Below are 25,551 nucleotides of genomic sequence, written 5' to 3' on the forward strand. Positions count from 1 at the left end.
TTAGCCAAAATTTGTTAAAATTGACCCCATCTATTCACAACAATACACCCATCAAGGGTTAAATAAATCAATTAGGAAAGTACAATGACACAGTTTATTTATTTTGAATTAATAGGCAATGACGCTGATAAATTTTTACAAGGACAAATCACCGCAAACACCGCAAGCATCAGTGATGAATTTTTGCCGACAGCGATTTGTAATCTAAAAGGCCGTGTGCAATTTGGGCTATGGATTCGTCGTATCGCCGATGGTTTTGGCTTGGTGCTATGTGCTGATTTGGCAGATGAATTTGCCAAGCATATCAAAAAATTTGGCGCATTTTCAAAAATCACCCTATCAGCACCACAGCCGATTTATCCCGTCATCATCGATGAACGACCAAGCTTTGGTTTTGATGATATGCAAGCAGATGTCGCATGGCAACTACTTAGCATCGCTCAAGGCAACTATTGGATTGACAAAGAGACCAGCGAAAAATTCCAACCGCAAGAACTGCGTCTGCATCAGCGTGGCGGTGTAGCGTATGATAAGGGCTGTTATCTCGGACAAGAGATTATCGCGCGACTGTATTTTAAGGCAAGTCCAAAGGCGTATCTACACCGTGTGGCATCTGTCGATGTAGAATTTTTTGCGACGCAAGCAGAAGAACATCATCTGGGTGTGGTTAATGCCATCAGTACGCTAGATGGCTCTGAAGCTTTGGTTGTGGCTCGTGCGGATGTGATTGAAGCTTTGGTTGCCAATCACCAATTGCAAGAATTGCCATTACCCACAGCGCTACAAGCCGATGTGGGTCGATTGGCTAATTAATTGTCCTAATCCACATCTCTATCATTCATTATCAGCTGTGAGCATTTCTCATGGCTTTTTTATTGTCATCAATCAGATTTGTGAGCAACAAAAAAAGACAAACCCTCTCGGATTTGTCTTTTTTGCTTAGTTGTTCTGTTTGACGATTAGTCTTTAACAGTTGCAACAACGCCAGCACCTACGGTACGGCCGCCTTCACGGATTGCGAAGCGAAGACCTTTGTCCATAGCGATTGGGTGGATTAGCTCAACGCTCATCTCAACGTTATCGCCTGGCATAACCATTTCAGTGCCTTCTTGTAGAGTGATTGCACCAGTTACGTCAGTAGTACGGAAGTAGAACTGTGGACGATAGCCATTTAGGAATGGAGTGTGACGGCCACCTTCTTCTTTAGATAGTACGTATACTTCTGCGTCGAACTTGGTGTGTGGAGTGATTGAACCTGGCTTAGCAAGTACTTGACCACGTTGAACTTCTTCACGCTTAGTACCACGTAGTAGGATACCACAGTTCTCACCTGCACGACCTTCGTCTAGCAGTTTACGGAACATTTCAACACCAGTACAGGTAGTTTTTTGAGTTGGTTTGATACCAACGATTTCGATCTCTTCACCAACTTTGATGACACCTGATTCAACACGGCCAGTGACAACAGTACCACGACCTGAGATTGAGAATACGTCTTCGATTGGCATTAGGAATGCTTTATCAACAGCACGCTCTGGCTCTGGGATGTAGCTGTCTAGGGTGTCTAGTAGCTCAAGGATAGCTTGTTCGCCATATTGACCAGCGTCACCGTTTAGGCCTAGTAGTGCAGAACCTTTGATGATTGGCGTGTCATCACCTGGGAAGTCGTAGTCAGATAGAAGTTCACGAACTTCCATTTCTACTAGCTCTAGAAGCTCTTCGTCGTCAACTAGGTCACACTTGTTCATGAATACCATGATGTATGGTACGCCAACCTGACGAGATAGTAGGATGTGCTCACGAGTTTGTGGCATTGGGCCGTCAGTTGCAGCAACAACTAGGATAGCGCCGTCCATCTGTGCAGCACCAGTGATCATGTTTTTAACATAGTCAGCGTGGCCTGGGCAGTCAACGTGTGCGTAGTGACGCGCAGCAGTGTCATACTCGATGTGAGAAGTGTTAATGGTAATACCACGTGCTTTTTCTTCTGGAGCAGAGTCAATTGCAGCGTAGTCTTTTGCTTCACCACCGTGGTGCTTAGCAGCAACGGTCGCAATAGCAGCAGTTAGAGTGGTTTTACCATGGTCAACGTGACCGATGGTACCAACGTTTACGTGTGGCTTGTTACGTTCAAACTTGGCCTTTGCCATGATGGTTTCCTCGATTGTTAATTAAACGCCATGGTCGGCTCTTGAGCGATGCCCAAAAAACCATGACCATATCCTGACGCATTATACCATAGTGAAATTAGTATTTGAATACATTTGGGTGGATTATTTTGTTAATCTGACCGCCAAACCGTCTGCCTAAGCATCTTTTTGGCTTGATGTCGCGCCTTGCGATGCTTAGCGGTTGGTTTTTCGCTTTCAAATTTCCCACCTTTTTGCATAAGCGGTGATAGGCTTGCCAAATTGCGTGCCTTGCCTGATTTTGGTAATTGGATGGTGTATTTTGTCATTATTTTTCTCGTTTTTTTAAGATTGGCGTCCAAATGGCGTAGCTTTGGTGCAATTTGGGGCGTAATTTGGCGTAATTGAATGAATTTTTGACCATCCAAAAAACAAAAAAGCCTGACCAAATGTCAGGCTAACAACATTTGGACGCATTCAAATTGCTTGATATGCGTCCTAGACATCATGCCAAGCAAATACCTAAAGTCAATAACGGTAAGCTGTTGTATCGCATGATGCCTCCTTATACATCGTAAAAAATGGCTAGAAAATAAAAAACCCTTAAAACGAAGCGTCTTAAGGATCATTCAAAATATGGAGCTCTTGACGAGAATTGAACTCGTGACCTCTCCCTTACCAAGGGAGTGCTCTACCCCTGAGCTACAAGAGCGAAATTATGGAGCGGGTGGCGGGAATCGAACCCGCACCATCAGCTTGGAAGGCTGAGGTTCTACCACTAAACTACACCCGCAGGGTAGTAACCAAGGTAGGAAGAATGGTGGTGGGGGAAGGATTCGAACCTTCGAAGCTTTCGCGACAGAGTTACAGTCTGTTGGGTTTGACCGCTCCCCAACCCCACCAAATTGGCTAGGCGTCTCTTTTACTGGTCTGGTAAAAGATTAAGCCCAATGTTGGGCTTTACCTAATATTTTCTTAGGAATGGTGCCGGCTGCCGGAATCGAACTGGCGACCTACTGATTACAAGTCAGTTGCTCTACCAACTGAGCTAAGCCGGCGGTGTATTTCCTAAGTGGTGCGTATAATATCATACTTCGAAATCTATGCAAGCACTTTTTTGGCTGATTTTTAAAATAGTTTATAAGTTATTGATTTTATTGTGTTTTATTTTATATACTTTTGCTGTTTTATTATTCGTTTGATTTATAAGTTGGTGTGATACGATGTCGTTGATATGATAAGCCAAATAAAAAAATCAGCCCAAGCACACACTTGAGCTGATGATACTTTGATAAACCAAAGCCAAATAAGGCTAAGCCTTGTATTGCTCGACTTTATTTAGAACGGAATATCATCATCTGAGACATTGGTCGCAGGGCTGATGACAGGCGCTTGTGGGCTTGGCTGATTTGCCGATGGCTGTGGCGCTTGTACAGGTGCTTGCAGTGGTACAGCTTGAGCAGGCTGTTGGAATGAATTATTCTGCGCCATGTTATTCATGCCGGCATTCATACCACCCATACCGCCGTTCATGCCTTGATTCATGCCCTGATTATAAGCTGGGTTGCCCTGTGGCTGTTGCCCCATATTTTGGTTGGCATAGGCTTGTTGGTTGTAGTTTTGGTTTTGGGCAAATTGGTTGTTGTAGCCTTGATTTTGGTTATTTTGATAACCACCACGACCTTGATTATTATAGCCGCCATTTTGATATTGGTTGCCATAATTACCGCCTTGATTGCCTTGATAGCCGCCACCATTGTCATTACCACCACGACTGCCAAGCATCTGCATATTATCAGCACGAATCTCGGTGCTGTAGCGTTCTTGACCTGTCTGTGGGTCAGTCCATTTGCGAGTACGCAGACTGCCTTCGACATAGACCTGAGAGCCTTTGCGCAAGAATTGCTGAGCAATCTCGGCAAGACGATTATTGAACACCACACGATGCCACTCGGTCTGCTCACGCTGTTCGCCTGTGTTCTTGTCACGCCATCTTTCGGATGTGGCGATAGATACGGTGGCAATCATACCACCATTATCAAACTGCTTCACTTCTGGGTCGTTACCTAAGTTACCCACAAGAATGACCTTATTTACGCTCATACGCTTTCCTTTGTTGTTGTTAAACTCACTAAAAATCAGCTGAAATTATCGCATCAATTTTCCTGCTTACTTTACGAAATTTATAGTAAAATTGCTAGGGGTTTTTGGCAAATTTACAAATTATTTTGTCAAAGATTTAGCCGCATCCAACATCGGCTTTAAGAATCTGCCCGTATGCGACTTATCATCCATTGCCACCGTCTCTGGCGTGCCTGTGGCGACGATTTCACCGCCACCGCTACCGCCTTCATAGCCCAAATCGACAATCCAGTCGGCTGTTTTGATGACATCCAAATTATGCTCAATCACCACAATGGTATTGCCACGGTCACGCAAGGTGTGCAAGATGTGTAGTAGCTTGGCAATGTCATGAAAATGTAGCCCTGTGGTCGGCTCATCTAGGATGTATAAGGTCTTGCCGGTGTCTCGTTTGGCAAGCTCTTTGGCAAGCTTGACACGCTGCGCCTCACCGCCTGACAGCGTTGTCGCCGATTGACCCAGACGGATGTAATCTAGTCCCACTTCATGCAGTGCCTCAAGTCTGCGATGAATCACCGGAATCGCCTCAAAGAACGCCATCGCCTCTTCGACCGTCATATCAAGCACATCACTGATGGATTTGCCTTTGTATTTGACTTCGAGCGTTTCACGGTTGTAGCGTTTGCCATGACAGGCATCGCACGGCACATACATATCTGGCAAAAAGTGCATCTCAACCTTAATCAAGCCATCCCCTTGACAAGACTCACAGCGACCGCCTTTGACATTGAAACTAAATCGCCCTGCCTTGTAGCCACGAGCGCGTGCTTCGGGCGTCTGCGTGAATAAATCACGAATCAAGGTAAATACGCCTGTATAAGTGGCAGGGTTACTGCGTGGGGTGCGTCCAATCGGGCTTTGGTCGATGTCCACCATCTTATCCAGATGCTCAAGCCCTGTGATGGTGTCGTATTTTTCGGGTACGAGTGTCGTGGCGTTGTTGAGTGCTGTGGCAGCTAGCGGCATCAAGGTGCGGTTAATCAAGGTCGATTTGCCCGAGCCTGACACGCCTGTGATACAGGTCATCACACCGATTGGGATGGATAGATTGACATTCTTTAGGTTATTGCCACAAGCTCCCTGTAGCTCGATGTACAGTGGCTCATCATGACTGGTTTTAGCCTTACCTTTGCCGGTCTCAACCGTGATGGTGGCAGGCGTATGGCGGACGCTTGGCACTTCGATACGGCGCTTGCCCGACAGATATTCACCGGTCAATGAACCTTTGGTGGCGGCGATTTGTTTGGCTGTGCCTTGAGCGACCACTCGCCCACCGTGCACGCCTGCACCGACACCGATGTCGATGATGTGATCGGCTTGGCGGATGGCATCTTCGTCATGCTCGACGACCACAACAGTATTGCCCAAATCTCGCAAATGCGTCAAAGTCGATAGCAAGCGGTCATTATCTCGCTGATGCAGACCGATGGATGGCTCATCAAGCACATACATCACGCCCATCAAGCCTGCACCGATTTGGCTAGCTAGGCGGATGCGCTGTGCTTCACCGCCTGAGAGCGTCTCGGCGCTGCGAGCTAGGGTCAGATATTCTAGCCCCACTTTGGTCAAAAAGCCCAAGCGTTCACGGATTTCTTTGAAAATCTTATCCGCCACTTCGCCTTTTGCGCCATCAATGTGCAGATTTTCGTAATACTGCCACGCATCGCCAATCGGCAGATGGATAATCTCACCAATACCTTTGCCATCGACCTGCACATGACGGGCAATGTCATTGAGACGCACGCCATCACAGACATTACACGCCGTGTCCGACAGATATTGTGCCAATTCATCACGTACCAAATTACTCGTCGTCGTGGCATAACGGCGCTCTAGATACGGCAAGATCCCTTCAAATGGCACGGTCTTAGTGCTTTTTCGTCCCCGCTCGTCGGTGAACTGAAATTCGATTTTTTCTTTGCCCGAGCCATTTAGAATAATACCTTGCTGTTTGGCAGGTAGCGCTTGCCACGGCGCATCCATATCGATATCAAAATGACGGCACACGGTGCTAAGTAGCCCAAAATAATAGGCATGGCGTTTATCCCAGCCGTGAATCGCCCCTTGATTGAGCGATTTTTCGGGATGGGTGACGATGCGTTCTGCGGCGAAATATTGACGCTTGCCCAAGCCATCACAGGCAGGACACGCCCCAGCTGGGTTATTAAAACTAAACAAGCGTGGCTCAAGCTCACTCACCGCACGATCACACACAGGGCATGAGTGCTTGGCGGATAAAATCTGCTCATCATCGCCATCAGGATTGCCATCCATGTGATACAAAATGGCGATGTCATTGCCAAGCTTGAGCGCTGTCTCAAGGCTCTCAGCCACACGATTGCCCAAATCATCGCGCACCTTAAAGCGATCAACCACCACTTCGATGCTGTGTTTTTTGTTTTTTTCTAGACTTGGCAATTCATCGGTATCATAAATCACGCCATCGATACGCACCTTCGTAAAGCCCTGTGATGGCAGCTGCTCAAGTAGCGCCGTGTGCTCGCCTTTGCGTTCACGCACCACAGGCGCAAGAATCATAAGCCTAGTATCGGCAGGCAAACCGAGCACACCATCGACCATCTCACTCACCGTCTGCGCCACCATCGGCTCGCCATGCTCAGGGCAATGTGGCACGCCCACACGAGCAAACAATAGGCGCAGATAGTCATACACTTCGGTAATCGTGCCGACCGTCGAGCGGGGGTTGTGGTTGGTGGATTTTTGTTCGATGGCGATGGCAGGGGATAGCCCTTCGATGCTATCAACATCGGGCTTTTCCATTTGGCTAAGAAACTGGCGAGCATACGCCGATAAGCTCTCGACATAACGGCGCTGACCTTCGGCATATAGCGTATCAAAGGCAAGCGATGATTTGCCCGAGCCTGACAGGCCGGTGATGACCACGAATTTATCACGGGGGATATCGACATCGATATTTTTGAGATTGTGCGTGCGTGCGCCACGGATGGCGATTTTATCGTGTGCCATAGACTTGCCTTTTTGATATTTTAAAATGAGTATTATAAGGCATTATGGGGTGCGGTTGATGGATTTTAAAGTGGCAAATTGTAAGGCATTACAACAATTTTTATACCATCAAACCAAGCCATCATCATTGATTTGATGTATGATATAGGCTGTATTTTGATGTATTGTGAGTCTTGTTATGTTTTTTTTAACCCTTGATCCAAAAGACTTTTCGGTCACTTATGCCAAACAAATCGCCGAGCGTATTCTGGCTCGTGACCAAAAACATCCCATGCTAAGTGACGAGCAGCGCCAAACCCTGCACGCCATCACTCGTCCGACGCTTGGCAATCACGAAGATGACATCAAGCGCCTATGCCAAGAAATCGTTGATACGCTTGTCGTCACAGACCCAAAAGGCAATACGCTCAAATTCTATCGAGATGATGAACAAGGCTTATTGTACTTCGGTGATGAAGACGGCTGGCGTACTGGACAAGCACTGCATAAGCACCCCACCCTTGACCCAAGCCATCTCAATCAAGACTAAGATGGCTTATCGCATCTATCTGGGTGGCTCGTTTGACCCTGTCCACCGCTCGCATCTGCACATGGCGATGGCTGTCTATACACAACTGTCTGCCAAACTTGGTGCGGACGGCATCACGCTCTGCCTACTGCCCACCGCCGGCAATCCCTTTAAGGGTGCACCGACAGCGAGCGCACATCGGCTCTCGATGCTATCGCTTGCCACGCAGGATTTGCCCATTGCCATCGATGACTATGAGCTGACACAGCCACCGCCGATTTATACCATTGATACCATCGCCCATCTGCACGCTACTTATCCTGATGATGTACTGATTTTTGTGATTGGTTTTGATAGCTTAGTTAGCCTACCCAGATGGCGTGGCGGTGAAGCGTTAGCCGATATGGTGAAATTTTGGGCATTTGCTCGGGTTGGCGAGACAGGTACGCCGAGCGATACGCTGATGGCTCGATGTACGACGGATTTGGATAAATTTTTGGCGCAAGATGGCAAGATTTATCTGGATGATACGCCGATTGACGCCATGTCATCAAGCCACATCCGACAGCTCATCGGTGATGGCAAGACGGACACACTAGCGCACTATCTACACCCTGCCGTCATTGACTATATTGATACACATCAGCTATACCAAGATGGCTAAAGCATGTTATAATAGCAAGTTTTCCGATTGATTTATGATAGTTATGACAACTTTAACCTTAGAACAAACCTTAGCACTGGTCATTGAGACGCTTGATGACCTAAAAGCTAAAAACATCACCACTTTATCCGTCGAGCACTTGACCGAAGTCGCCGAACGCATCATCATCTGTGAAGCCACTTCCAAGCGTCATGTCAAAGCCCTAGCTGACAAGCTTGGCGCTGCCACCAAAGAAGCGGGGCTGATGCCACTGGGTCGTGAAGGCGACAAAGACAGCGACTGGACACTGGTTGATTTAGGCTCTGTGGTCGTCCATGTAATGACACCACAGGCGCGTGAGTTTTATGACTTAGAAGGCTTATGGTCATCACCAGATGCCTTGCGTGCTTTGGCAGTTGCGCCGAAGGACTAAGCCGATTGACAAAAACCCGTTCATACCAAGCCAAACGATAGCGACAGTATGAACGGTTTTTTTATACCTTTAAGATATATAAGCCAACAGCCACCATTCACACCCGCAGCCGATAATACCACGGATACACCTGCCCATAGCCAATCTCGGCAAGATTTGCCAAAATCCGAGCCGTCAGCCCCCACACCACCTGCTCGCCTGCACCATCATCACCAAGCCATGCTGGGGTATGTAGAGTAAATCGCTGTGTGCCGACAAGTCTTGACATCGCAAAGTCCACTGGCGGCGTGAGTATCTGCTCAAAATTTAGCCAAAATATCGCATCAATCTCATCTTGATTGGCAATCAAGCCATCCATCGCCGACTGCTCGATGCTTGCCACCACAGGACGCACAAACAGCCCACTGCGAGACATCTGCATCGGCAGATAGCCAATCAGCGATATGTGATGCTGATTTAGCCCCACTTCTTCAAAAGCTTCACGGCACGCCACCGACAGGCTAGACGCATCAGCATCATCTCGCTTACCGCCGACGAATGACACTTCGCCAGCATGACTGTTCAGATTCACCGCACGGCGTGTCAAAAGCAGGCGTGGCACAGGCTCATCACTGATGGCGACGAGCACGCAAGCATCAGGCAGGGGTGCGGTGTTTTGTGCCGATTCGGATTTGGCGACGACATCGGCTGAGAGTAGCTGATTATCCCCTTTGGATAAGGGCAGTACTTCTTGCCCGCCTGCTTGCCAATAGTCGGATAATGCTTGGGATAATGGCGCAAATTGCCCATCATCACACACGCACGCTTCACGATCAATGAACTTGGGCGCTTGGGTGGTAAGTTGGTCGGTAATTGGGGCGGTGGTATCGGTAAAATTTGGCATAACAGATTTGTAATTGTGATTGATTTGTTTTAAACTAAATTATCACTCATTAAAAGTCAAGGCTTAAGCTTATGCCCTATTGCCTACACTGTGGCACCCAAGCCCAAGAAATCATCCCGCCCGGCGACAGTAAAGTACGCATCGTCTGCCCTGCCTGCCATTACATCCACTACGAAAACCCCAAGATGATCTGCGGTGCGCTCGTACGCCATCACGACCAAGTGCTGATGTGTCGCCGAGCCATTGAGCCACAATATGGCAAATGGACGCTGCCGGCAGGCTTTATGGAAATTGGCGAAACCATGCTCGAAGGCGCACTGCGTGAGACCATCGAAGAAGCCGCCGCCATTGCCACTGATGCCAAATTGTACTGCTTATTTGATTTGCCGTTTTTGGGGCAGATTCATGCGATGTATTTATCCAATCTCACGGCGGATGGTCGCTTTGGCGTGGGTGTGGAGAGCCTTGAGTGTGCTTTGTTTGATGAGTCAGACATTCCGTGGGATGAACTTGCGTTTCGCACCATTCGCTTAACACTGGAGCATTATTTGGCGGACAAACAAGCCATCATCGACCAAGGGCTTGACCCCAATGACTTTGCCAATTATCCACTACACCAAATCGCCTTAGATGAGATTGTGGTGGATGAATTGACTTGATAGGTTTGGCAAAAAAAATCACCGAACTATACAGCAAATCACACTTCCAAAATAAAATTAATCGGCCCATCGTTTTGGGCGATGACCTGCATATTAGCGCCAAATTGCCCTGTGGCGACCGTGTGGTGCTGAGATTTGGCATAATCAATCAGCCGTGCGAACAGCTCATTTGCCGCAGCAGGCGGCATCGCAGGGGCGAAATCTGGGCGACGACCCTTGTCCGTCTTTGCCATCAGCGTAAATTGCGATACCAGTAGCAGTCCGCCACCGACATCGACGACACTTTTGTCAAGCTTGCCAAGCTTATCAGCATCGGTGGTATTCTCAAAAATGCGATAGCTTAATATCTTATCCACCAAGCGACACGCCTTGTCATAATCATCATCATGCCCGATGCCGATGTAGGCAAGCACGCCTGCATCAATCTGTCCAATCGTCTGCCCATCGACATCGACTTGGGCGTGGGTGACTCGTTGAATCAGTGCTTTCATGGATTTTTCCTTGATTAAGTTGTCATCTTAGTTTTTAAAAACAGGGATTTGCCACCACTTCGCCTGCGGATGATACTTGGCAAGATAAGCTTGCAGATATCGCTTGGTATCATCGGCAATGATGGTATCTTGGCTATCATCGTTAAGATTATAAGCGACGGCAAACACGGTCAGTCCATAGCGCGCCAATGCTTGCAGGCTTAGCAAGGTATGATTGATACTGCCAAGCCTGCCCGATGTCACCAAAATCACAGGATAGCCTTGCTTGGCAATATAATCAATCACCAAGCCATCATCGCCATCGCTATCTGCTGTACAATCAAGTAGTGGCACCATCAAGCCGCCCGCACCTTCGACCAGTACCACATCATAGCGTGATGACAGCACCTGTGTGCTATGGCGGATGGCGTCCAAGTCCACCGCCACGCCATCGATTTGGCTCGCCAAATGCGGTGATGCAGGGTAGCTGAGCACCATCGGCATGGTCAGGCGTTCGCTATCTTCTGCCAAGAGTGGCACACCCATCATCGCTCGGTGGGTGATGATGTCATCTGCCTGCGATTGACAACCAGTTTGGATAAGTTTTTGGGTGATGACACGACAGCCAGCATCATGTAGCTGTCTTGCGATATAGCCTGTGGCGATGGTCTTGCCGATGTCGGTGTCAATCCCTGTGACAAAATAAGTCCCCGTCGGCAACTGCATGGGTGCTGTCATGGTACATTTTCCTATTTAAATAATCGTCATACTTTGTGTACAATGATGAGCATCGGCTGATAAGTCAAGGCAACGCCCTGCCCATCACTCATGGCATGATACTCCTGACAAAATGCCTGCAAGCGTTGTTTCGTCCAGCGAAACTGTGATGATGTCGCTGTCACGCCCGTTTGTTGTAAATGTCTAAGCACCGCCACCGGTGTGTCAAACGACAGCGTCTGTTCATATTCCATCATCATATCAAGCCCAAAGCCTGCCTTCGTCAGTATCACAGATAATTCATCCGCACTATGATAAGTCAGCCCCTGCCCCGTTAAGTGCTTGATTTGCCACAGATTCTGCGGCCCAAAGGTGCTGAGTGCCACATAGCCACCTGAGCCTAGCGATTGATACAGCTTATCCATCAATGTATCAAGCGGATACATCCACTGCATCGCCGCCCCTGAGATAATCAACTCCAAGCCATCGGGCAAAGCCAATGTCCGTGCATCACCAATCAGATACTGATAATGGGCATCGGCTAGCTGTGACGGCTTGGGATTGTGGCAAATTTGTGGGTATAAATCATTGAGATACATCTCATCCGCCGTACAGACTTTGGCAAATTCATCGGTCAACAGCCCACTGCCGCAGCCAATCTCAAGCACCCGCCCAAAGTGCGTCCGCTGACTGTACGCCACCAATGACGCCATCAGGCGACGAGCCATATCCGCCTGTACGGTGGCGTGCGTGCGATAGCTGTGATAAGCTTGGTCAAATCGCTTGGCGATTGCCTGAGTGTCCGCTTGCTTGCCCAAATTATCCGATGATGTCATACCTTGGCATCCCAAGCATCGCCATCGCCAAATGCGGTGATGACTTGACAAAATCGCTCAAACTCATCATCACTGATGGCGCTATTTAGGCAGATTCTCAGCCGTGATTGATTCTGCGGGACGGTCGGCGGTCGCACCCCAAGCACAAAAAATCCCTGCTCGGCAAGCTGTGCTGTGGCACGCATCGTACGCTCGTTGTCCTTTAGGATAATGGGCACGATTTGGCTATTTGATGGGCACTCTAGACCTAAGCTTTTGATGTGCGTAATCAGCTGTTCATAGCGTTGTTTGAGCCGTGCTCGCTCAGACTGCATCGTGATGATTTTATCCAATACAAATGCCGTCCAAGCGATATTCAACGGTGGTAAAGCCGTGCTAAAAATCAGTGGACGCATGGCGTTAATCAGATAATCCTTAATCGTCTCATGGCAAATCACATAGCCGCCCACCGACGCCATCGCCTTGCCAAACGCCCCAACAATCAAATCAATCTCATCAATACAGCCAAAAACTTCGCTACAGCCCAGCCCCCGCTCACCGCACACCCCGATGGCGTGCGCTTCATCGATATACAGCATAAGCTTGGGATGGCTTGTCTTTAGACGCACCAAAGCGGTCAAATCCGTCACATCGCCATCCATGCTAAAAATCGACTCGGTGACAATCACAATACGCTCGATGTCCTTATCGTCATGATATTTTTGGATAAGCGTCTCAAGCTGAGTGAAATTTTGGTGCTGATAACGCACGCACTTAGTGCCATTGGCAGCTGCCAAACGCATCCCATCGATGATGCTTGCGTGTACCAATTTATCCGCCAAAATCAGCGTGCGGGCATCACAAATCGCCGGCAAAATCCCCACATTAACATGATAACCACTATTAAATAGCAAACACGAGCGACCCAAAAACAGCGAGCTCATCCGTGCTTCAAGCGATTCATATACCCCAAAATTCCCCGTCAATAGCCGTGATGATGACGAGCCAAGTGGTAAATACTCATGCTGTGATGCCAAAAACTCTGCCTGCAAGCGCTCATCACTTGCCACGCCCAAGTAGTCATTGCTCGCTAGATTGACAAGCTTTTGACCACCCAGATGGATGTGCGTCCCTTGATGCTGTAGCTGACGAAAACTGCGATGGTTGTGCGCTTGCTTGAGCCTTGCAAGCTTATCAGCAAAATGCGCTAATATCTGCTCAGACATCCGCCATCTCTCCAATCATCTGCACCATCTGCGTCAGCAATGTATCAAGCTCATCATCACTGATGGCAAATGGTGGCATCAAATACACCAGACGCCCAAACGGTCGAATCCAAATCCCCCGAGCGACGCACTGCGCCTGTATCCAGCGCATATCCACCGTGTGGGTCAGCTCCACCACCGCAATCGCCCCAAGCACCCGCACATCCGCCACGATGGGTAGCTGTCTAAGTGGCTCAAGCTTAGCTTGGCACTGCTGTGCGATGCTCGCTACTTTGGCTTGCCACTCTTGGGATAATAATAACTGCGTACTTGCCAATGCCACACGGCACGCTAGTGGATTTGCCATAAATGTCGGGCCATGCATGAACACGCCTGCTTCGCCATTACTGATAGTATGCGCCACTTGGCGTGTGGTCAAAGTCGCCGACAGCGTCATATAGCCACCTGTTAATGCCTTGCCAAGACACAGAATATCAGGCGTGACATCGGCGTGCTCACAGGCGAATAATTTGCCCGTCCGCCCAAAGCCTGTAGCAATCTCATCAAAAATCAGTAGCACGCCATACTCATCGCACAGCGCACGGATGGCTTTTAGGTAATTGGGATGATAAAAACGCATCCCGCCTGCGCCCTGCACCACAGGCTCAATGATAAATGCCGCCAAAGACTCACCATGCTCGGCAAAAGCTTGGCGTACAGGTAGCATCTCATCATCTGACCATGTCTCATCAGGGCGGATGCTCGGCGCCGGTACAAAAATTCGCTTGGGCAGACTCTCGCCAAACAGCCCATGCATCCCTGTCACTGGGTCGCAGACACTCATGGCATTCCAAGTATCGCCATGATAGCCTGAATGGGTGGTGATGATATTGGATTTGGCAGGCTTGCCCTGTGCGTGCTGATATTGCACCGCCATCTTGAGCGCCACTTCGACCGCCACCGACCCCGAATCAGCAAAAAAGATATGCTCAAGTGGCGATGGCGTGATGTCGATTAACAGCCGAGCAAGCTCGATGGCAGGCTCGTGCGTCAGACCGCCAAACATGATGTGCGACATCTTGGTAAGCTGGTCTTGGACTGCTTGATTGAGCACAGGGTGATTGTAACCATGAATGGCGCACCACCAAGACGACATCCCGTCAATCAGCACCGTACCATCTTCTAGATAAATCAAACAGCCGTCCGCCCGTGCTACCTTAAGCGCAGGGATTGGCCGGGTCATCGATGTATAAGGATGCCAAATGTGAGCGGTATCAAAATCATCCGTGGGTAAGGTCATGGCGGTCATCTACATGGTCAAGAAAAGCAAATTATAGCACACAGCATAGCAAAACAAAGCAAATTGATGCACAACTGTTGCCACAAAACCATCGCAAGCGGTTTGGCGTTGTTTGGCTTTTGTGCCGTCTGTACTGTCTGGTGTACTGTTATCGGTTACCGCTACCCCTTTTGATACCCTTAAAAGTTGGTGCTTGATGGCATTTTCCCTACTTTATCATCGCACAAACAGGCATCAAAAAACCCCTTGAAAGCTAGTATTTTCAAGGGGTTTGGTAGGTGTTTGCTTGTCTTTGTACTTTGTTGCAAATCTTTGCAAAAATCATGGATGGCGGAGACGGAGTAATCCAAACTCTATTTATAACTTATTGATTTTAAAGTAAAAATATTGAATATGCTATAAAATATACCAACCATTATACCAACAAAAATAAATGTATCCCTTTGGGACTGATTTTTTTTACTTATATTTATTAAATAAATAGTTAATTATTTATTAATAATATTTTCTACACATGGGTAGTTGTATTCCCATTTATGTCAGATGTAAACACAAATTTGGATTGAAATAGAATAATTGGCAAATACTGGTAAAACAACTTCAAAATCAGGCAAGATATATATTATCAATAAAAAACCATTTTTTACCTTACTTTTACCTTACTGGCAGACAGCTAAAATCCGCAAGGTATTTATGGTAATTGCCATCAACGTTGGCAGAGACTTTCTGTTTCCAAAGTTTCATTTTATCAAAGCCCTGCTTTTCAAGCAAAGCAATCGGGTTGCTGCTTTTTAAAAATTTGTATTTGAACTCATCAGCATTAACCGCACCAAAAACTTTAAACAAACCTTGGCTATTTCTCAATCCGTCACAAGCAAGCACTAATTCATCTTCAAAATTTAATGTCTGTTGTAAAATACCTTTGAGCCGACCACCTTGTTTTAAAAAGGCAAGATTAGCATTAAAGCGTGCGATATTGCTCTGTGATTGAGCGGTATCGGTATCATAGACCACGAACACAGCAGTATTGGAATTAAACCTTCTTGCAATTTTCTGTACGTCTTTATCCCATAAATTAAAAATTTGGATTTTGCCGATGACATTCAGCTTTTTTAATAAGCGTTCTTCGGTATCCCCTTCTACAAGAATTAGATAATTTTGCATAGCCCACCTTACTCATCAAACAACAAATCATCAATCGCCGTGGTGTCAGGCAGTGTGCAAAATACATCGTTTTTGACGTAGTTTAGTAGCTTTCTATCGTTCTTTTTGAACATAGTTTCAGGTTGGACAAATTGGCTATACTCATCATCTTTCTGTAAGAATACATAGCTGTGAATGGGTAAATTCATGTCTAAAATATCATAATTGTGCGTAGTATAAAAAAACTGGCTGTCGGGTTGCAATTTTTCAATAATCAGATTTAAAATCGCCTGCTCTAGCTCTGAGTGAGAATAAGCCATTTTCTCATCAAGATAATAAGTGTTAGGTACTTGATTTTCCTTAAAATCATTTATCACACGAGAGACGAACTCAGCCACCATAATGGCATCATACGTCCCCTTTGATAGGCGTTCGGCATTGGTGATTTTGCCATGCAAATCCATTAGTACGGTATCTTGGTTGCCAAATTTAATGTTATAGCCATTAATACCATCATCATCACGACTTACCAATACATCAACGATAGACTTATCAAAGGTTTGCAAAATCGCTTTTAACACATCAGTATTAATCAGCTCGGTGTCTGGCATATTTTTAATATTTTGTGAAAATTCATTATTGGAAAATAAATACAGCCAACCACTTTCGACTTCTTTTTTTAATTCATCAAGCAAATCGCTTAATACCACGGTGTATTTTTCCGTATTATCACTGGATATATAGCGTGTGTTTTGAATGGCGGTCTTGCTCTGCCAAATAGCATCAAGGCGTTTGCGAGTGCTACCAACGCTGTCATTTTTACCAATGGCGACTTGAGCGTAAGTAAAACCCACGTTTACGCTAAGGGGTGAAAAATCAAGCTGTAAGCGATGCAGGCGGTGCGATTTTGGTGTGGCAAATTCTACCGTAAACTGTGCCTCTCTTTCTTTGTGGTAAATATGCTCTTGAAAATTAGCAAGAACATTTTTTTGCAACACGACAAAGTTTTGGATTAAATTTAGCAATGTACCAAGCGACGTTTTGCCTGTGGCGTTTGCTCCTGACAAAATAGCGACTTTTCGCACATAAAACTTCGCCCTACCGCTCAAATGCTCATTGGCGATGGTGCTGTTTTGAATAGGTCTGGCATAAGTCAAGTCAAGACTGGCTTGCTTAAAACTAAACAAGTTGTTGATATAAAGATGAGTGAATAGCATTTTGATTCCAGAAGTTGGAAAATAACTCTACTTATAATACAGGTTTACTGAACTGGGTTCAATTACTTTTACACAAAAAACAGCATATACTCTCCGCAAGCTGTGCGGAGAGTATATGCTGTTTTTTATCGCATGACTTTCATTGTATAACTGCTACGACCTAGCAAAATGGTCAAATATCACCAAAACATCCACCAACACCACACTGAGAGACATTAGGGATATTATAAAGTCGTCAGTGCGAAGCCAGTGTTATAAGCTTACTCTGAGTCAATTTTATTTAACAAAAAACAATCTTTTTTCAGCCCTAGTACATGCAACATAAAAAAGATTGCGTGGATTTTCTTCATTTAATTTAGAAAAGTCATTTTCCATTAAAATTACATTTCTAAATTCCAAGCCCTTTGCGGAATGTATGGTCATGGCAATATTCTTTGTTTTATCAAGTTGATAAAATTGTTGGGTAGCAGGCAGACTGATAGAATTGATTATTGACTGATAATCTTCTGTTTTTAAATATTTTATAAAGGTATTTAGATTATCAATAGTTTCTAAACTCAGATTATTTTTAAATTCTTTGATTAATTTTTTTGCATCTCTAAATTTTATATGAGATAAGAAAGTTTGAATATAAAAATGCTCAAATTGATTATTGCCAAAATAAAGAGCAAAAAGCAAATCTAAGTTTTTTTCATATTCTGGTTCACTGGATTTACTCCTAATAAATTTGGGCAATTCAACAACAGTTAAATTAAATCTATCAATAGTCTGTAAAATATTCTTTTTTCTTACACTCCAAAATAAAAAAGTCAAACCCTCGCCCTTGTTATCATTAAGTTTATTTATAAGTGTAGATAGTTGATTTTCATTTATCTTAAAAACACCGTAAGTGGTGCCATCTTCTTTAACAGTATTACTCTGATTAGGGATTTCATAGTTTTCAGCACACATTGATATTAATTCATGGCATCTGAAGTTTCTTGTCAATTCATGAATATTATTTCGAAAATGTTTATTAAATTTCATGGATTCAAATTTATGAGCACTAGCCCCTCTAAAGCCATAAATAGTTTGACTAGGGTCGCCAACTAAAACAACTTGAATGCCAATTTCTAGTAAATATTCAACAATATCATATTGCAGTTGATTATTATCTTGAGCTTCATCAATATAAATAGCCGCAAAGCGATTTTTCAAATATTTGCCAATATAGGGATTGTCAGATAAACATTTTAGGGCGTATTGGAAAACATAATCTTCTTTATTATCATTGCTTGATGTAATTATCCCATTTGTTCTAAATACCTTTATCCATTCATCCAAATCTCTCGATTTGGTGTTAAAATCAAAACTAAATTCTTTAGCTCGGAAAGCGGCATCAAAAGACAATACATTGGAAATCAAAAATGTATGAAACGTAGATGTGACAATCTGACTTCCACCTAATTGCTTAACTTTTAAGCTTATATCCTGAGAACTTTTATTAGTAAAACTAATTATAGCTATATTTTTCCATGGCTTAATATCTTTTGCTTGATTTATTGCCCTTCTAACCAAAGTGTTAGTCTTTCCTGAACCCGCCTTGGCAATTACCATTGCGGAAGCGAATTCAGGGGGATTAACGATTAGGTGCTGCTCTTGTGTTAATTCAAAATCAGCCATCTACCAAATCCTTTAAACATTTAAAATATGAGTGATTATATATTTTTTTAGCATCTTCTATTGTTAGCTCATTTATTAAATCACACATACGCACCCATTTTGACTTTTGTAGATTTTCAACAAATGACTCATCATCCCTATTAAGACAAACGGATAAATCATGCTCCAAATCTGTATTTGATAAATAAATTCCATTATTTTTAAAGATATTTATATTCTCAGAATAATTATCTATTATAAATTCTCTAAATTCTTGATGGCTGAGATGGTTTGGGCATAGCAAATCTATATTTTCAGAAGGATTTATTAAATTATTAAGTTTAACACAGCGGTTAAATCCTAAAGCCGTATACTTCTGTGGCTCATCTGATTTTCTTTTCACTTTCGCAATATCATTATCTGTCTTTAGTAAGATTTTAATACCTAAACCATGTAGCACTTTGACGTATTTATCAAAGTAAATACCATTTATAGCTTGAATTACTATATCATCTCTTTTCTTACCTAATGTATCAAGAACCCATTCAAATAATAATTTCTCGGATGGACCTTCAACCAAAAGCACTCTATTTACAAACAGACATTGTGACAGACTCTCCATTAAAATATTTTTTAATTGGTTGTACTCACCACCAATGTTTACGATTTCAGATTTAACTTTAATATGGCAATTATTTTTATATAACCTAATTAAATTTGCATCATTGCTAATTTTAAAAAATAATTGTGGCGAATGCGTTACCAAGAATAAGTAAGGATTAAAATCATCATTAAAAATTGTTTGCGAAAGCTCAATCTGTGATGAAATAAAAAGGTGATTTTCAGGCTCTTCAATCAATAGTAAAGGAATTTTACCGTCAGAATTTTTACCTTCTTTTAGAAGATAACTAATGATGGCGTACATTACCTTTCTAATCCGACCATCTCCCGATGTAGGATAGATTCTAGGCTCTTCATTTTCTTCAAGTATTTTGTCATACATGTAAATATCTAAGTTATTATGCAAATCACCAAAAGTATGGTTTGGTCGTATCTTTATCTGATAGTTATCATCAAATATACCAAGCTGATTATTTAAATACACTTCCATGTTCATGACAGAAGATAATTTTGAAATATTTTCATTAACAGACTTATTAAGATTGCTAATATTATTCTTGATTTCCTTGTCTTCTTCAACGGCAATATGGCTTCTAAGTAATTCGTACTTAAAATCTTTAAAAGTTGTTGTGGTATTATTGTGGGCGGGGACAAATATGCAATGAAAAACATCATCTAATTTCGTACGATTTATTCCTTTTGTTGGAATTGGTATAAGCTCTTCATCAACTGTCCCCCAATAGAGATTTGTATTAAACTGATTGTTATCTGATTGCTCAATAGTCAATTTAATGCAAAAATCCGCCTTATCCGTTAAAATGGCATTTTCAGCATATGCGCTCAAAATTTGAGAATACTCATCGTCATCACCAATGTCAATAAAACAAGATATCTCTATATTTTTTGCCGTGTTCATCTGATGAAAGTCGGTATTAAAAATTTGATAATTTCTAACTTTATTATCAAATAACAATCTTAAAGCATACATTAGATTGCTTTTACCAACATCATTCATACCAAAAATAAGATTTTTATTAGCTAATTGAATTTCACATTCATCAAAGTTTCTAAAATTCACAATTTTTAATTTGGTAAGCTTCAAAATTCTCTCCACAAATCAATATTTTACTCTCATCATTTTTTACTCCACCACGAGCTTCGGCAAGCCTTTCACAATCTCATTGGTTTTCAAGCTCACTGTAATCACACGCAGTAGCAATTCCAGCGGATAACGAGCATTGTTCATGGTCTCCATCGCCCAATCATTAGCATCATTGACAATGCCACTTGCCTTATCCGTTTTCACTCCTTGACGTTCCATAACCCACTCAATCGCAGACTTACCATTCACCACGTAGTCGTACGCTTCTACAGGAATGTCCGTCACGGTGATTTTGCCGTTATAGACGATTTTTGATTTGTCGTCTCTTGTGATGAATCTCATCTTCTCTACATAGAAGTCCTTATCATCAAGATTGGCGTTTGCCCACGCTTGCGGACTCGCCAACGCCAATCTTGAAAGCTTAGTATCAAACTTCACACCTGTGTACATATCCACCGATTCATAGTTTAAATGCAAATCCGCCAACGCACGCCCAGCACGGCTAAACGCCATAAAGTCATCAAACGACTTCACTTGTGGGATGCGTGGCAACTGCTTACTGAGATTATCGGCGTATTTTTCACGATAATCTTCACTGTGGAGCAGGCCGTAGATGTAGTAGAATAAATCTTCTTTACTGATGCTCTGCTGATAATAATCGGCAAAATGAGCCAACCCTGCATCACTAATGGCATCTTTACGCTCATACTGCATTACACTCGGCTCGGCAAACAAATCGTCCGCCTTATCATTTTGCTTTTCTTCGTAGAGATAAAGTGGGAAGCATTGGCCATTTTCAACAAGATGAAGATTTGGGATAACATTTGCTATTAATGTTGAAAATCCACCTCTAGTTCCAACTCCAGAGACGCAAATTAGTAAATTTTCCCCTGCAAAAATTCTTGGTAACTGGTAAGTATATTCGTTTAGATACTTACTGAAGTAAACAAATTCCTTAGAATAAGGCTTGAAAGATGCTCGTCTAATGTTTTGACTTTCAAAAGTAATTTCAGTATTTCTTCTAATTAGCTTTTTCAAACCTCTAGACCAGCTTATTTTAGTTTTATCAATAGGGACATTTTCACTAATTACCTCTTCGCTTGGGTTGTTGAACTTACTCCATATATCTTTTCGAGATTTATTATAGAAATCAATTGATTCTCTTATATGTTCAGCAAGTTTTTTGGAAGAAAATTGCCAAACATACTTATCTCTATTGGTAGTTAACCCCAGACTATAATCTTCAAAAATAGTTGTGCTAGAATCACTATTATCCTTGTTGCCTATCTGTAAAGACGTGTCTAAAGTATCATCTCTTTTATTAACCCAATCATGATTGTTATTTGGTTCAAGTAGAGTAAAATTTATATTTTTGATTGATTGTAGATGCTCAATTTGTTTTTTCTTATCCAAATAACTCATATTGTCATCACATTCATAATAATAAATTTTACACGGTTGAGCAGATTTAGACATATCTTCATTTTTAATAAAAATAGCGATAGTTATACCATTTTGACATTTTTCTTCAAAAATATTTTCTCCCTCTTTGGCATTACCTTTACTTAAAATATTTTTTCGGATATCGCCACGAAGATTGTAAAGATAAATGCTTGAATAGTAATTTTCTAATTCTTTTCTTACCCCATCCATAGAGATTTTATCGATAAAGCCATTTGGTATAATATATCCAATCACACCCCTTGAAGACATTCTTAAACTAGCCCATTTCAATGCTCTTATGTATGGATTGTATAAATCTCTCTTATTACCAGATTTAGAAAATTTTGCATAAGTATTTCTAATTTCTTCATCTAATACATCGTATTTGATATTTTTATTGTTGTCATTGGCAGATTTTTGACCTTTAGAATACGGCGGATTACCGATAATGACACGAATATCCAGCTCTTTTTGACGTTTACGGCGGTCGCTATTATCTTCTAGAATATCGCTAATAAAATCGCCTTTTTCGTACATCTCAAAGGTGTCTGTCAAGCAGATGCCATTAAACGGCGTGTATTCATCAGCAATCATCGCATGATATACCGCTTCAATATTGATACAAGCGATATAATAAGCCAGCAGGACAATCTCATTGGCGTGGATTTCGTGTTTGTATTTATCAGTCAGCTTATCCTGCGGAATCAAACCACTTTGCAATAGACGAGTGATAAACGTCCCTGTACCCGTGAATGGGTCAAGGATATGCACGCCCTTATCAGCAAGGCTTGCATTAAATTCATTGTTTAGCACATTCTCAACACTGTGCAGGATAAAATCCACCACTTCAGTCGGTGTATAAACAATGCCCAAACGCTTCGTCATACGTGGAAAGGCGTTTCTAAAGAATTTATCGTACAGCTCGACGATGATTTTTTGTTTACCATGAGCGGTGTTGATACCTTCGGCGCGCATTTTGACAGATTCATAAAAGCTATTTAACTGCTTAGTCTCTTTTTCCAAATGCTGTTTTTCAAGTATATCCAGCACTTTTTGCATTGCACGAGAAATTGGATTATGGCCAGTAAAATCATATTCATCAAACAAAGCATCAAATACAGGCTTGGTAATAAGGTGCTGAGCCAGCATTTCCACTACTTCGCTATTGCTAATACTGTTGTTTAAGTCATCTCTTAGCTCATTGGCAAAGTCATTAAAGGCTTTAATCTCTTCAACATTGGCAGGATTTTCTAGCACGGCATTGATGCGGTCAATATGCGTATTGGCGATTTGAGCAATGTCATTTGCCCACTCTTCCCAATGACGGCGATTGCCCACTTTTTTGACAATCTTCGCATACAACGCTTTTTCAATCTCACCCACTTCAAAGCTAAATCCAAGCTGAGTTGGGGCTGATGTGTCGCTCTTGCCAATGCTGTTGCTTGATTTGGCTTTTTGACTGGCTTTGTTTGATGATTTGGTTGGCTTAGTGACGGTGTTGCTTACTGCCACCACTTCCATTTTTGATGCATCACGACCATTTAGCTCAAGCTTATTAATCATCGCATCAAAACGGTCATCATGCGAGCGTAAAGCATTCAGCACCTGCCAAACAACTTTAAAAGGCTCATTCTGGTCTAATGCTTCATCTGCTTCAACCCCTGCTGGAATCACCACAGGCAAAATCACATAGCCCTTAGTTTTATTCGGAGCTAAACGCATCACACGTCCTACCGACTGCACGACATCAATCTGCGACTGACGTGGTGTCAAAAACATCACCGCATCAAGTGACGGTACGTCCACCCCTTCTGACAGACAGCGGACATTGGATAAGATGTGGCAAGTATTATCAGGTAATTCCTGCTTTAACCAATCAATTTTGCCTTGTTTTTCGGTGGCGTTCATACCGCCATCCACGTGTTCACACTCACACGCCAACTGCAAATGTGGCGGAATCACGGCATTAGGGTCTTTTGCCAATAATTGTTTTATCTCAAAGGCTTGGTATTCCTTAACCACTTCTGCAAACATCTCAGAAATCAGCTTTGATGACACTTTGTGCTTAGAGCCTTTATAATCCTTTTCAATCACCTGACAAAACGCTACTGCACGCTTCATCGGGTCGTATCCATTCTCAGACTCAGCCAAGCCATGCTTGGTTAGAGCTTTCCAACATCCCACAATCTTAGACGCATCACTGACATTTAATTCATTGTTTTCATTGGTTAGAATCGCTTGCAACTGGCGGTTAATATCCGCTTCTTCTACCGCAAGCACGACCACTTTATAATCCACGAGCAAACCCAATGCCACCGCCTGCGAAAAATTAATCACAAACAGCTCTTTGCCGTACAGCTTTTCATCATCCATAGAACACAGCTGGACTGATTCGGTCGCTTTGGCGGTATCGCCATAAATTCGTGGTGTGGCAGTCATATACAGGCGTTTCTTACCCATGACATTGTCATTGTTATGCACCATGACAAACGCTGATTCATCTTCACCGTCAAAAGTTGCCCCTGTGGTACGATGAGCTTCATCACAGATAATCAAATCAAATTCATCCAACCCAAATGACATCTGAGCATCGCTAATCACTCTTAGCGAATGATAGGTTGAATACACCACCGTCATGTGTTCGTCATTATGCAAAGCTTTTAGTGTATAAGACAGGCTTTTTGGATTGGTTGTTGCAGGAAAATCCAAATCCGATACAGTGGCAATCACCAAATCATCATCAGATTTTTTCTTTTTACCCACATCACTATCAGAACACACCGCAAAATTACGCAAGGGAATGCTTGACTGCTGAGTCCATTCATTTAACGTCTGACTAAGCAGAGCAAGGCTCGGCACTAAAAATAGCACCTTTTTCCCTTTGCCTGCCATACGCTCAGCAATTTTTAATGATGTAAAGGTCTTACCAGTACCACACGCCATGATGAGCTTGCCGCGCTCAGCCGTTGCCAATCCATTGACCACGTGATTAATCGCATCTATTTGATGTGGTCGTGGCTGTTTCTTTGCCACCAACTCAACGGTATGCTCTTGATAAAACTTATTCCAATCCACGACCGACTGCTCTAGCTCTGACAAGCTGATTGTACTCACAGGCGGTTGCTGATTTTGCACCATGTCAATGGCGTTGTCCGTCCAATCCGTTACCGTACTCACTACAATGCGATAACTAAAATACGTCTTACTTGACGCACTCATAAAGCTATCAATATCAGATTTTGCCATTTTGTGCGTACTGACATAATTTTTGCATTGAATGGCATGATGCTCACCTGCAAAGGTTGTCGCTACCAAATCAATTCCTGTATCCTTTTTGCTATCCAGCCCAAGCTCATTGCCATACTTTTCCACCCATTTAGCATAGGTCAAGACATCTTGATATTCCGTCTGAAACTTCGGTTCATTTTTAAAATAAACAATCATCAAATCTTCAAATAACGTCCCTGAATCTCTTTGTAGTGGTCAACTAAT

Annotated in this window: 20 protein-coding genes and 4 tRNA genes; 5 read left to right on the top strand and 19 right to left on the bottom strand. The window is 43.4% G+C overall.

All coding sequences use genetic code 11. The annotated features are described in order from the left end of the window. The first annotated feature begins 84 nt into the window (after positions 1–84). On the top strand, positions 85–813 hold the full coding sequence (gene ygfZ, locus B0680_RS08560) for a CAF17-like 4Fe-4S cluster assembly/insertion protein YgfZ (RefSeq protein WP_078254687.1): 729 nt from the start codon (positions 85–87) through the stop codon (positions 811–813). Positions 814–959: 146 nt separating this feature from the next. Here the strand turns inward: ygfZ and tuf are convergent, their stop codons facing one another. From tuf to uvrA, 8 genes are all read right to left on the bottom strand, one after another. Beyond that, positions 960–2,150, bottom strand: coding sequence for an elongation factor Tu (gene tuf / locus B0680_RS08565; RefSeq protein ID WP_078254688.1), 1,191 nt, complete (start codon positions 2,148–2,150; stop codon positions 960–962). Between the two features lie 131 nt (positions 2,151–2,281). Beyond that, positions 2,282–2,458 (bottom strand): hypothetical protein, encoded by a 177-nt coding sequence (locus B0680_RS10885; RefSeq protein WP_169835337.1) that lies wholly within the window; start codon positions 2,456–2,458, stop codon positions 2,282–2,284. Between the two features lie 308 nt (positions 2,459–2,766). After that, positions 2,767–2,841 (bottom strand) — tRNA-Thr (locus tag B0680_RS08570). A gap of 7 nt (positions 2,842–2,848) precedes the next feature. Further along, a tRNA-Gly gene (locus B0680_RS08575) sits at positions 2,849–2,922 on the bottom strand. A gap of 25 nt (positions 2,923–2,947) precedes the next feature. Beyond that, positions 2,948–3,031, bottom strand: a tRNA-Tyr gene (locus B0680_RS08580). Between the two features lie 80 nt (positions 3,032–3,111). After that, positions 3,112–3,187 (bottom strand) — tRNA-Thr (locus B0680_RS08585). A gap of 280 nt (positions 3,188–3,467) precedes the next feature. Beyond that, complete coding sequence (gene ssb, locus B0680_RS08590; protein ID WP_078254689.1) at positions 3,468–4,232, bottom strand: single-stranded DNA-binding protein; 765 nt, start codon at positions 4,230–4,232, stop codon at positions 3,468–3,470. 120 nt (positions 4,233–4,352) lie between these two features. Beyond that, positions 4,353–7,259, bottom strand: a complete 2,907-nt coding sequence (gene uvrA / locus B0680_RS08595; RefSeq protein WP_078254690.1) for an excinuclease ABC subunit UvrA — start codon at positions 7,257–7,259, stop codon at positions 4,353–4,355. Positions 7,260–7,437: 178 nt separating this feature from the next. Here uvrA and B0680_RS10835 point away from each other — a divergent pair, with 178 nt between their 5' ends. From B0680_RS10835 to rsfS, 3 genes are read left to right on the top strand one after another with little or no spacing between them, the layout of a single operon-like run. Further along, positions 7,438–7,788 carry a hypothetical protein gene (locus tag B0680_RS10835; RefSeq protein WP_078254691.1) on the top strand — a complete coding sequence of 117 codons (351 nt, stop codon included), beginning with the start codon at positions 7,438–7,440 and terminating at the stop codon, positions 7,786–7,788. Beyond that, on the top strand, positions 7,760–8,431 hold the full coding sequence (gene nadD / locus B0680_RS08605) for a nicotinate (nicotinamide) nucleotide adenylyltransferase (RefSeq protein ID WP_158078316.1): 672 nt from the start codon (positions 7,760–7,762) through the stop codon (positions 8,429–8,431). Before B0680_RS10835 ends, nadD begins: the two co-directional genes overlap by 29 nt. 43 nt (positions 8,432–8,474) lie before the next feature. Continuing rightward, entirely contained in the window at positions 8,475–8,843 is a 369-nt protein-coding gene (gene rsfS, locus B0680_RS08610) for a ribosome silencing factor (protein ID WP_078254693.1), read from the top strand. 97 nt (positions 8,844–8,940) lie between these two features. On the opposite strand, the gene B0680_RS08615 is transcribed toward rsfS, so the two are convergent. Beyond that, on the bottom strand, positions 8,941–9,726 hold the full coding sequence (locus B0680_RS08615; protein WP_078254694.1) for an NUDIX hydrolase: 786 nt from the start codon (positions 9,724–9,726) through the stop codon (positions 8,941–8,943). A 71-nt stretch (positions 9,727–9,797) separates the two neighbouring features. On the opposite strand from B0680_RS08615, the gene B0680_RS08620 reads away from it, so the two are divergent. After that, positions 9,798–10,385, top strand: a complete 588-nt coding sequence (locus tag B0680_RS08620; protein ID WP_078254695.1) for an NUDIX hydrolase — start codon at positions 9,798–9,800, stop codon at positions 10,383–10,385. Between the two features lie 38 nt (positions 10,386–10,423). On the opposite strand, the gene dtd is transcribed toward B0680_RS08620, so the two are convergent. The 10 genes from dtd to B0680_RS08670 form a co-directional block, all read right to left on the bottom strand. Then, positions 10,424–10,876, bottom strand: a complete 453-nt coding sequence (gene dtd, locus B0680_RS08625) for a D-aminoacyl-tRNA deacylase (RefSeq protein ID WP_078254696.1) — start codon at positions 10,874–10,876, stop codon at positions 10,424–10,426. 27 nt (positions 10,877–10,903) lie between these two features. Continuing rightward, a complete protein-coding gene (gene bioD / locus B0680_RS08630) occupies positions 10,904–11,593 on the bottom strand; it encodes a dethiobiotin synthase (RefSeq protein WP_228143784.1) in 690 nt (229 codons plus the stop codon). Positions 11,594–11,619: 26 nt separating this feature from the next. Continuing rightward, complete coding sequence (gene bioC, locus B0680_RS08635) at positions 11,620–12,408, bottom strand: malonyl-ACP O-methyltransferase BioC (RefSeq protein ID WP_078254697.1); 789 nt, start codon at positions 12,406–12,408, stop codon at positions 11,620–11,622. Further along, complete coding sequence (locus B0680_RS08640; RefSeq protein WP_078254698.1) at positions 12,405–13,613, bottom strand: aminotransferase class I/II-fold pyridoxal phosphate-dependent enzyme; 1,209 nt, start codon at positions 13,611–13,613, stop codon at positions 12,405–12,407. The genes bioC and B0680_RS08640 overlap by 4 nt, the downstream gene beginning before the upstream one ends. Beyond that, complete coding sequence (gene bioA / locus B0680_RS08645) at positions 13,606–14,892, bottom strand: adenosylmethionine--8-amino-7-oxononanoate transaminase (RefSeq protein WP_143821404.1); 1,287 nt, start codon at positions 14,890–14,892, stop codon at positions 13,606–13,608. Before bioA ends, B0680_RS08640 begins: the two co-directional genes overlap by 8 nt. 654 nt (positions 14,893–15,546) lie before the next feature. Further along, positions 15,547–16,056, bottom strand: coding sequence for a hypothetical protein (locus B0680_RS08650; protein ID WP_078254700.1), 510 nt, complete (start codon positions 16,054–16,056; stop codon positions 15,547–15,549). 8 nt (positions 16,057–16,064) lie between these two features. Then, complete coding sequence (locus B0680_RS08655) at positions 16,065–17,252, bottom strand: AAA family ATPase (protein ID WP_078254701.1); 1,188 nt, start codon at positions 17,250–17,252, stop codon at positions 16,065–16,067. Positions 17,253–17,528: 276 nt separating this feature from the next. Next, positions 17,529–18,914 (bottom strand): UvrD-helicase domain-containing protein, encoded by a 1,386-nt coding sequence (locus B0680_RS08660; RefSeq protein WP_078254702.1) that lies wholly within the window; start codon positions 18,912–18,914, stop codon positions 17,529–17,531. Next, positions 18,907–20,616 carry an ATP-dependent nuclease gene (locus B0680_RS08665; protein WP_158078317.1) on the bottom strand — a complete coding sequence of 570 codons (1,710 nt, stop codon included), beginning with the start codon at positions 20,614–20,616 and terminating at the stop codon, positions 18,907–18,909. Before B0680_RS08665 ends, B0680_RS08660 begins: the two co-directional genes overlap by 8 nt. Before the next feature lie 39 nt (positions 20,617–20,655). Next, positions 20,656–25,503 (bottom strand): DEAD/DEAH box helicase, encoded by a 4,848-nt coding sequence (locus B0680_RS08670; RefSeq protein WP_143821405.1) that lies wholly within the window; start codon positions 25,501–25,503, stop codon positions 20,656–20,658. Positions 25,504–25,551: the final 48 nt, after the last annotated feature.

Origin of the sequence: Moraxella pluranimalium, from assembly GCF_002014825.1 — a bacterium.
Taxonomy (GTDB): domain Bacteria; phylum Pseudomonadota; class Gammaproteobacteria; order Pseudomonadales; family Moraxellaceae; genus Moraxella; species Moraxella pluranimalium.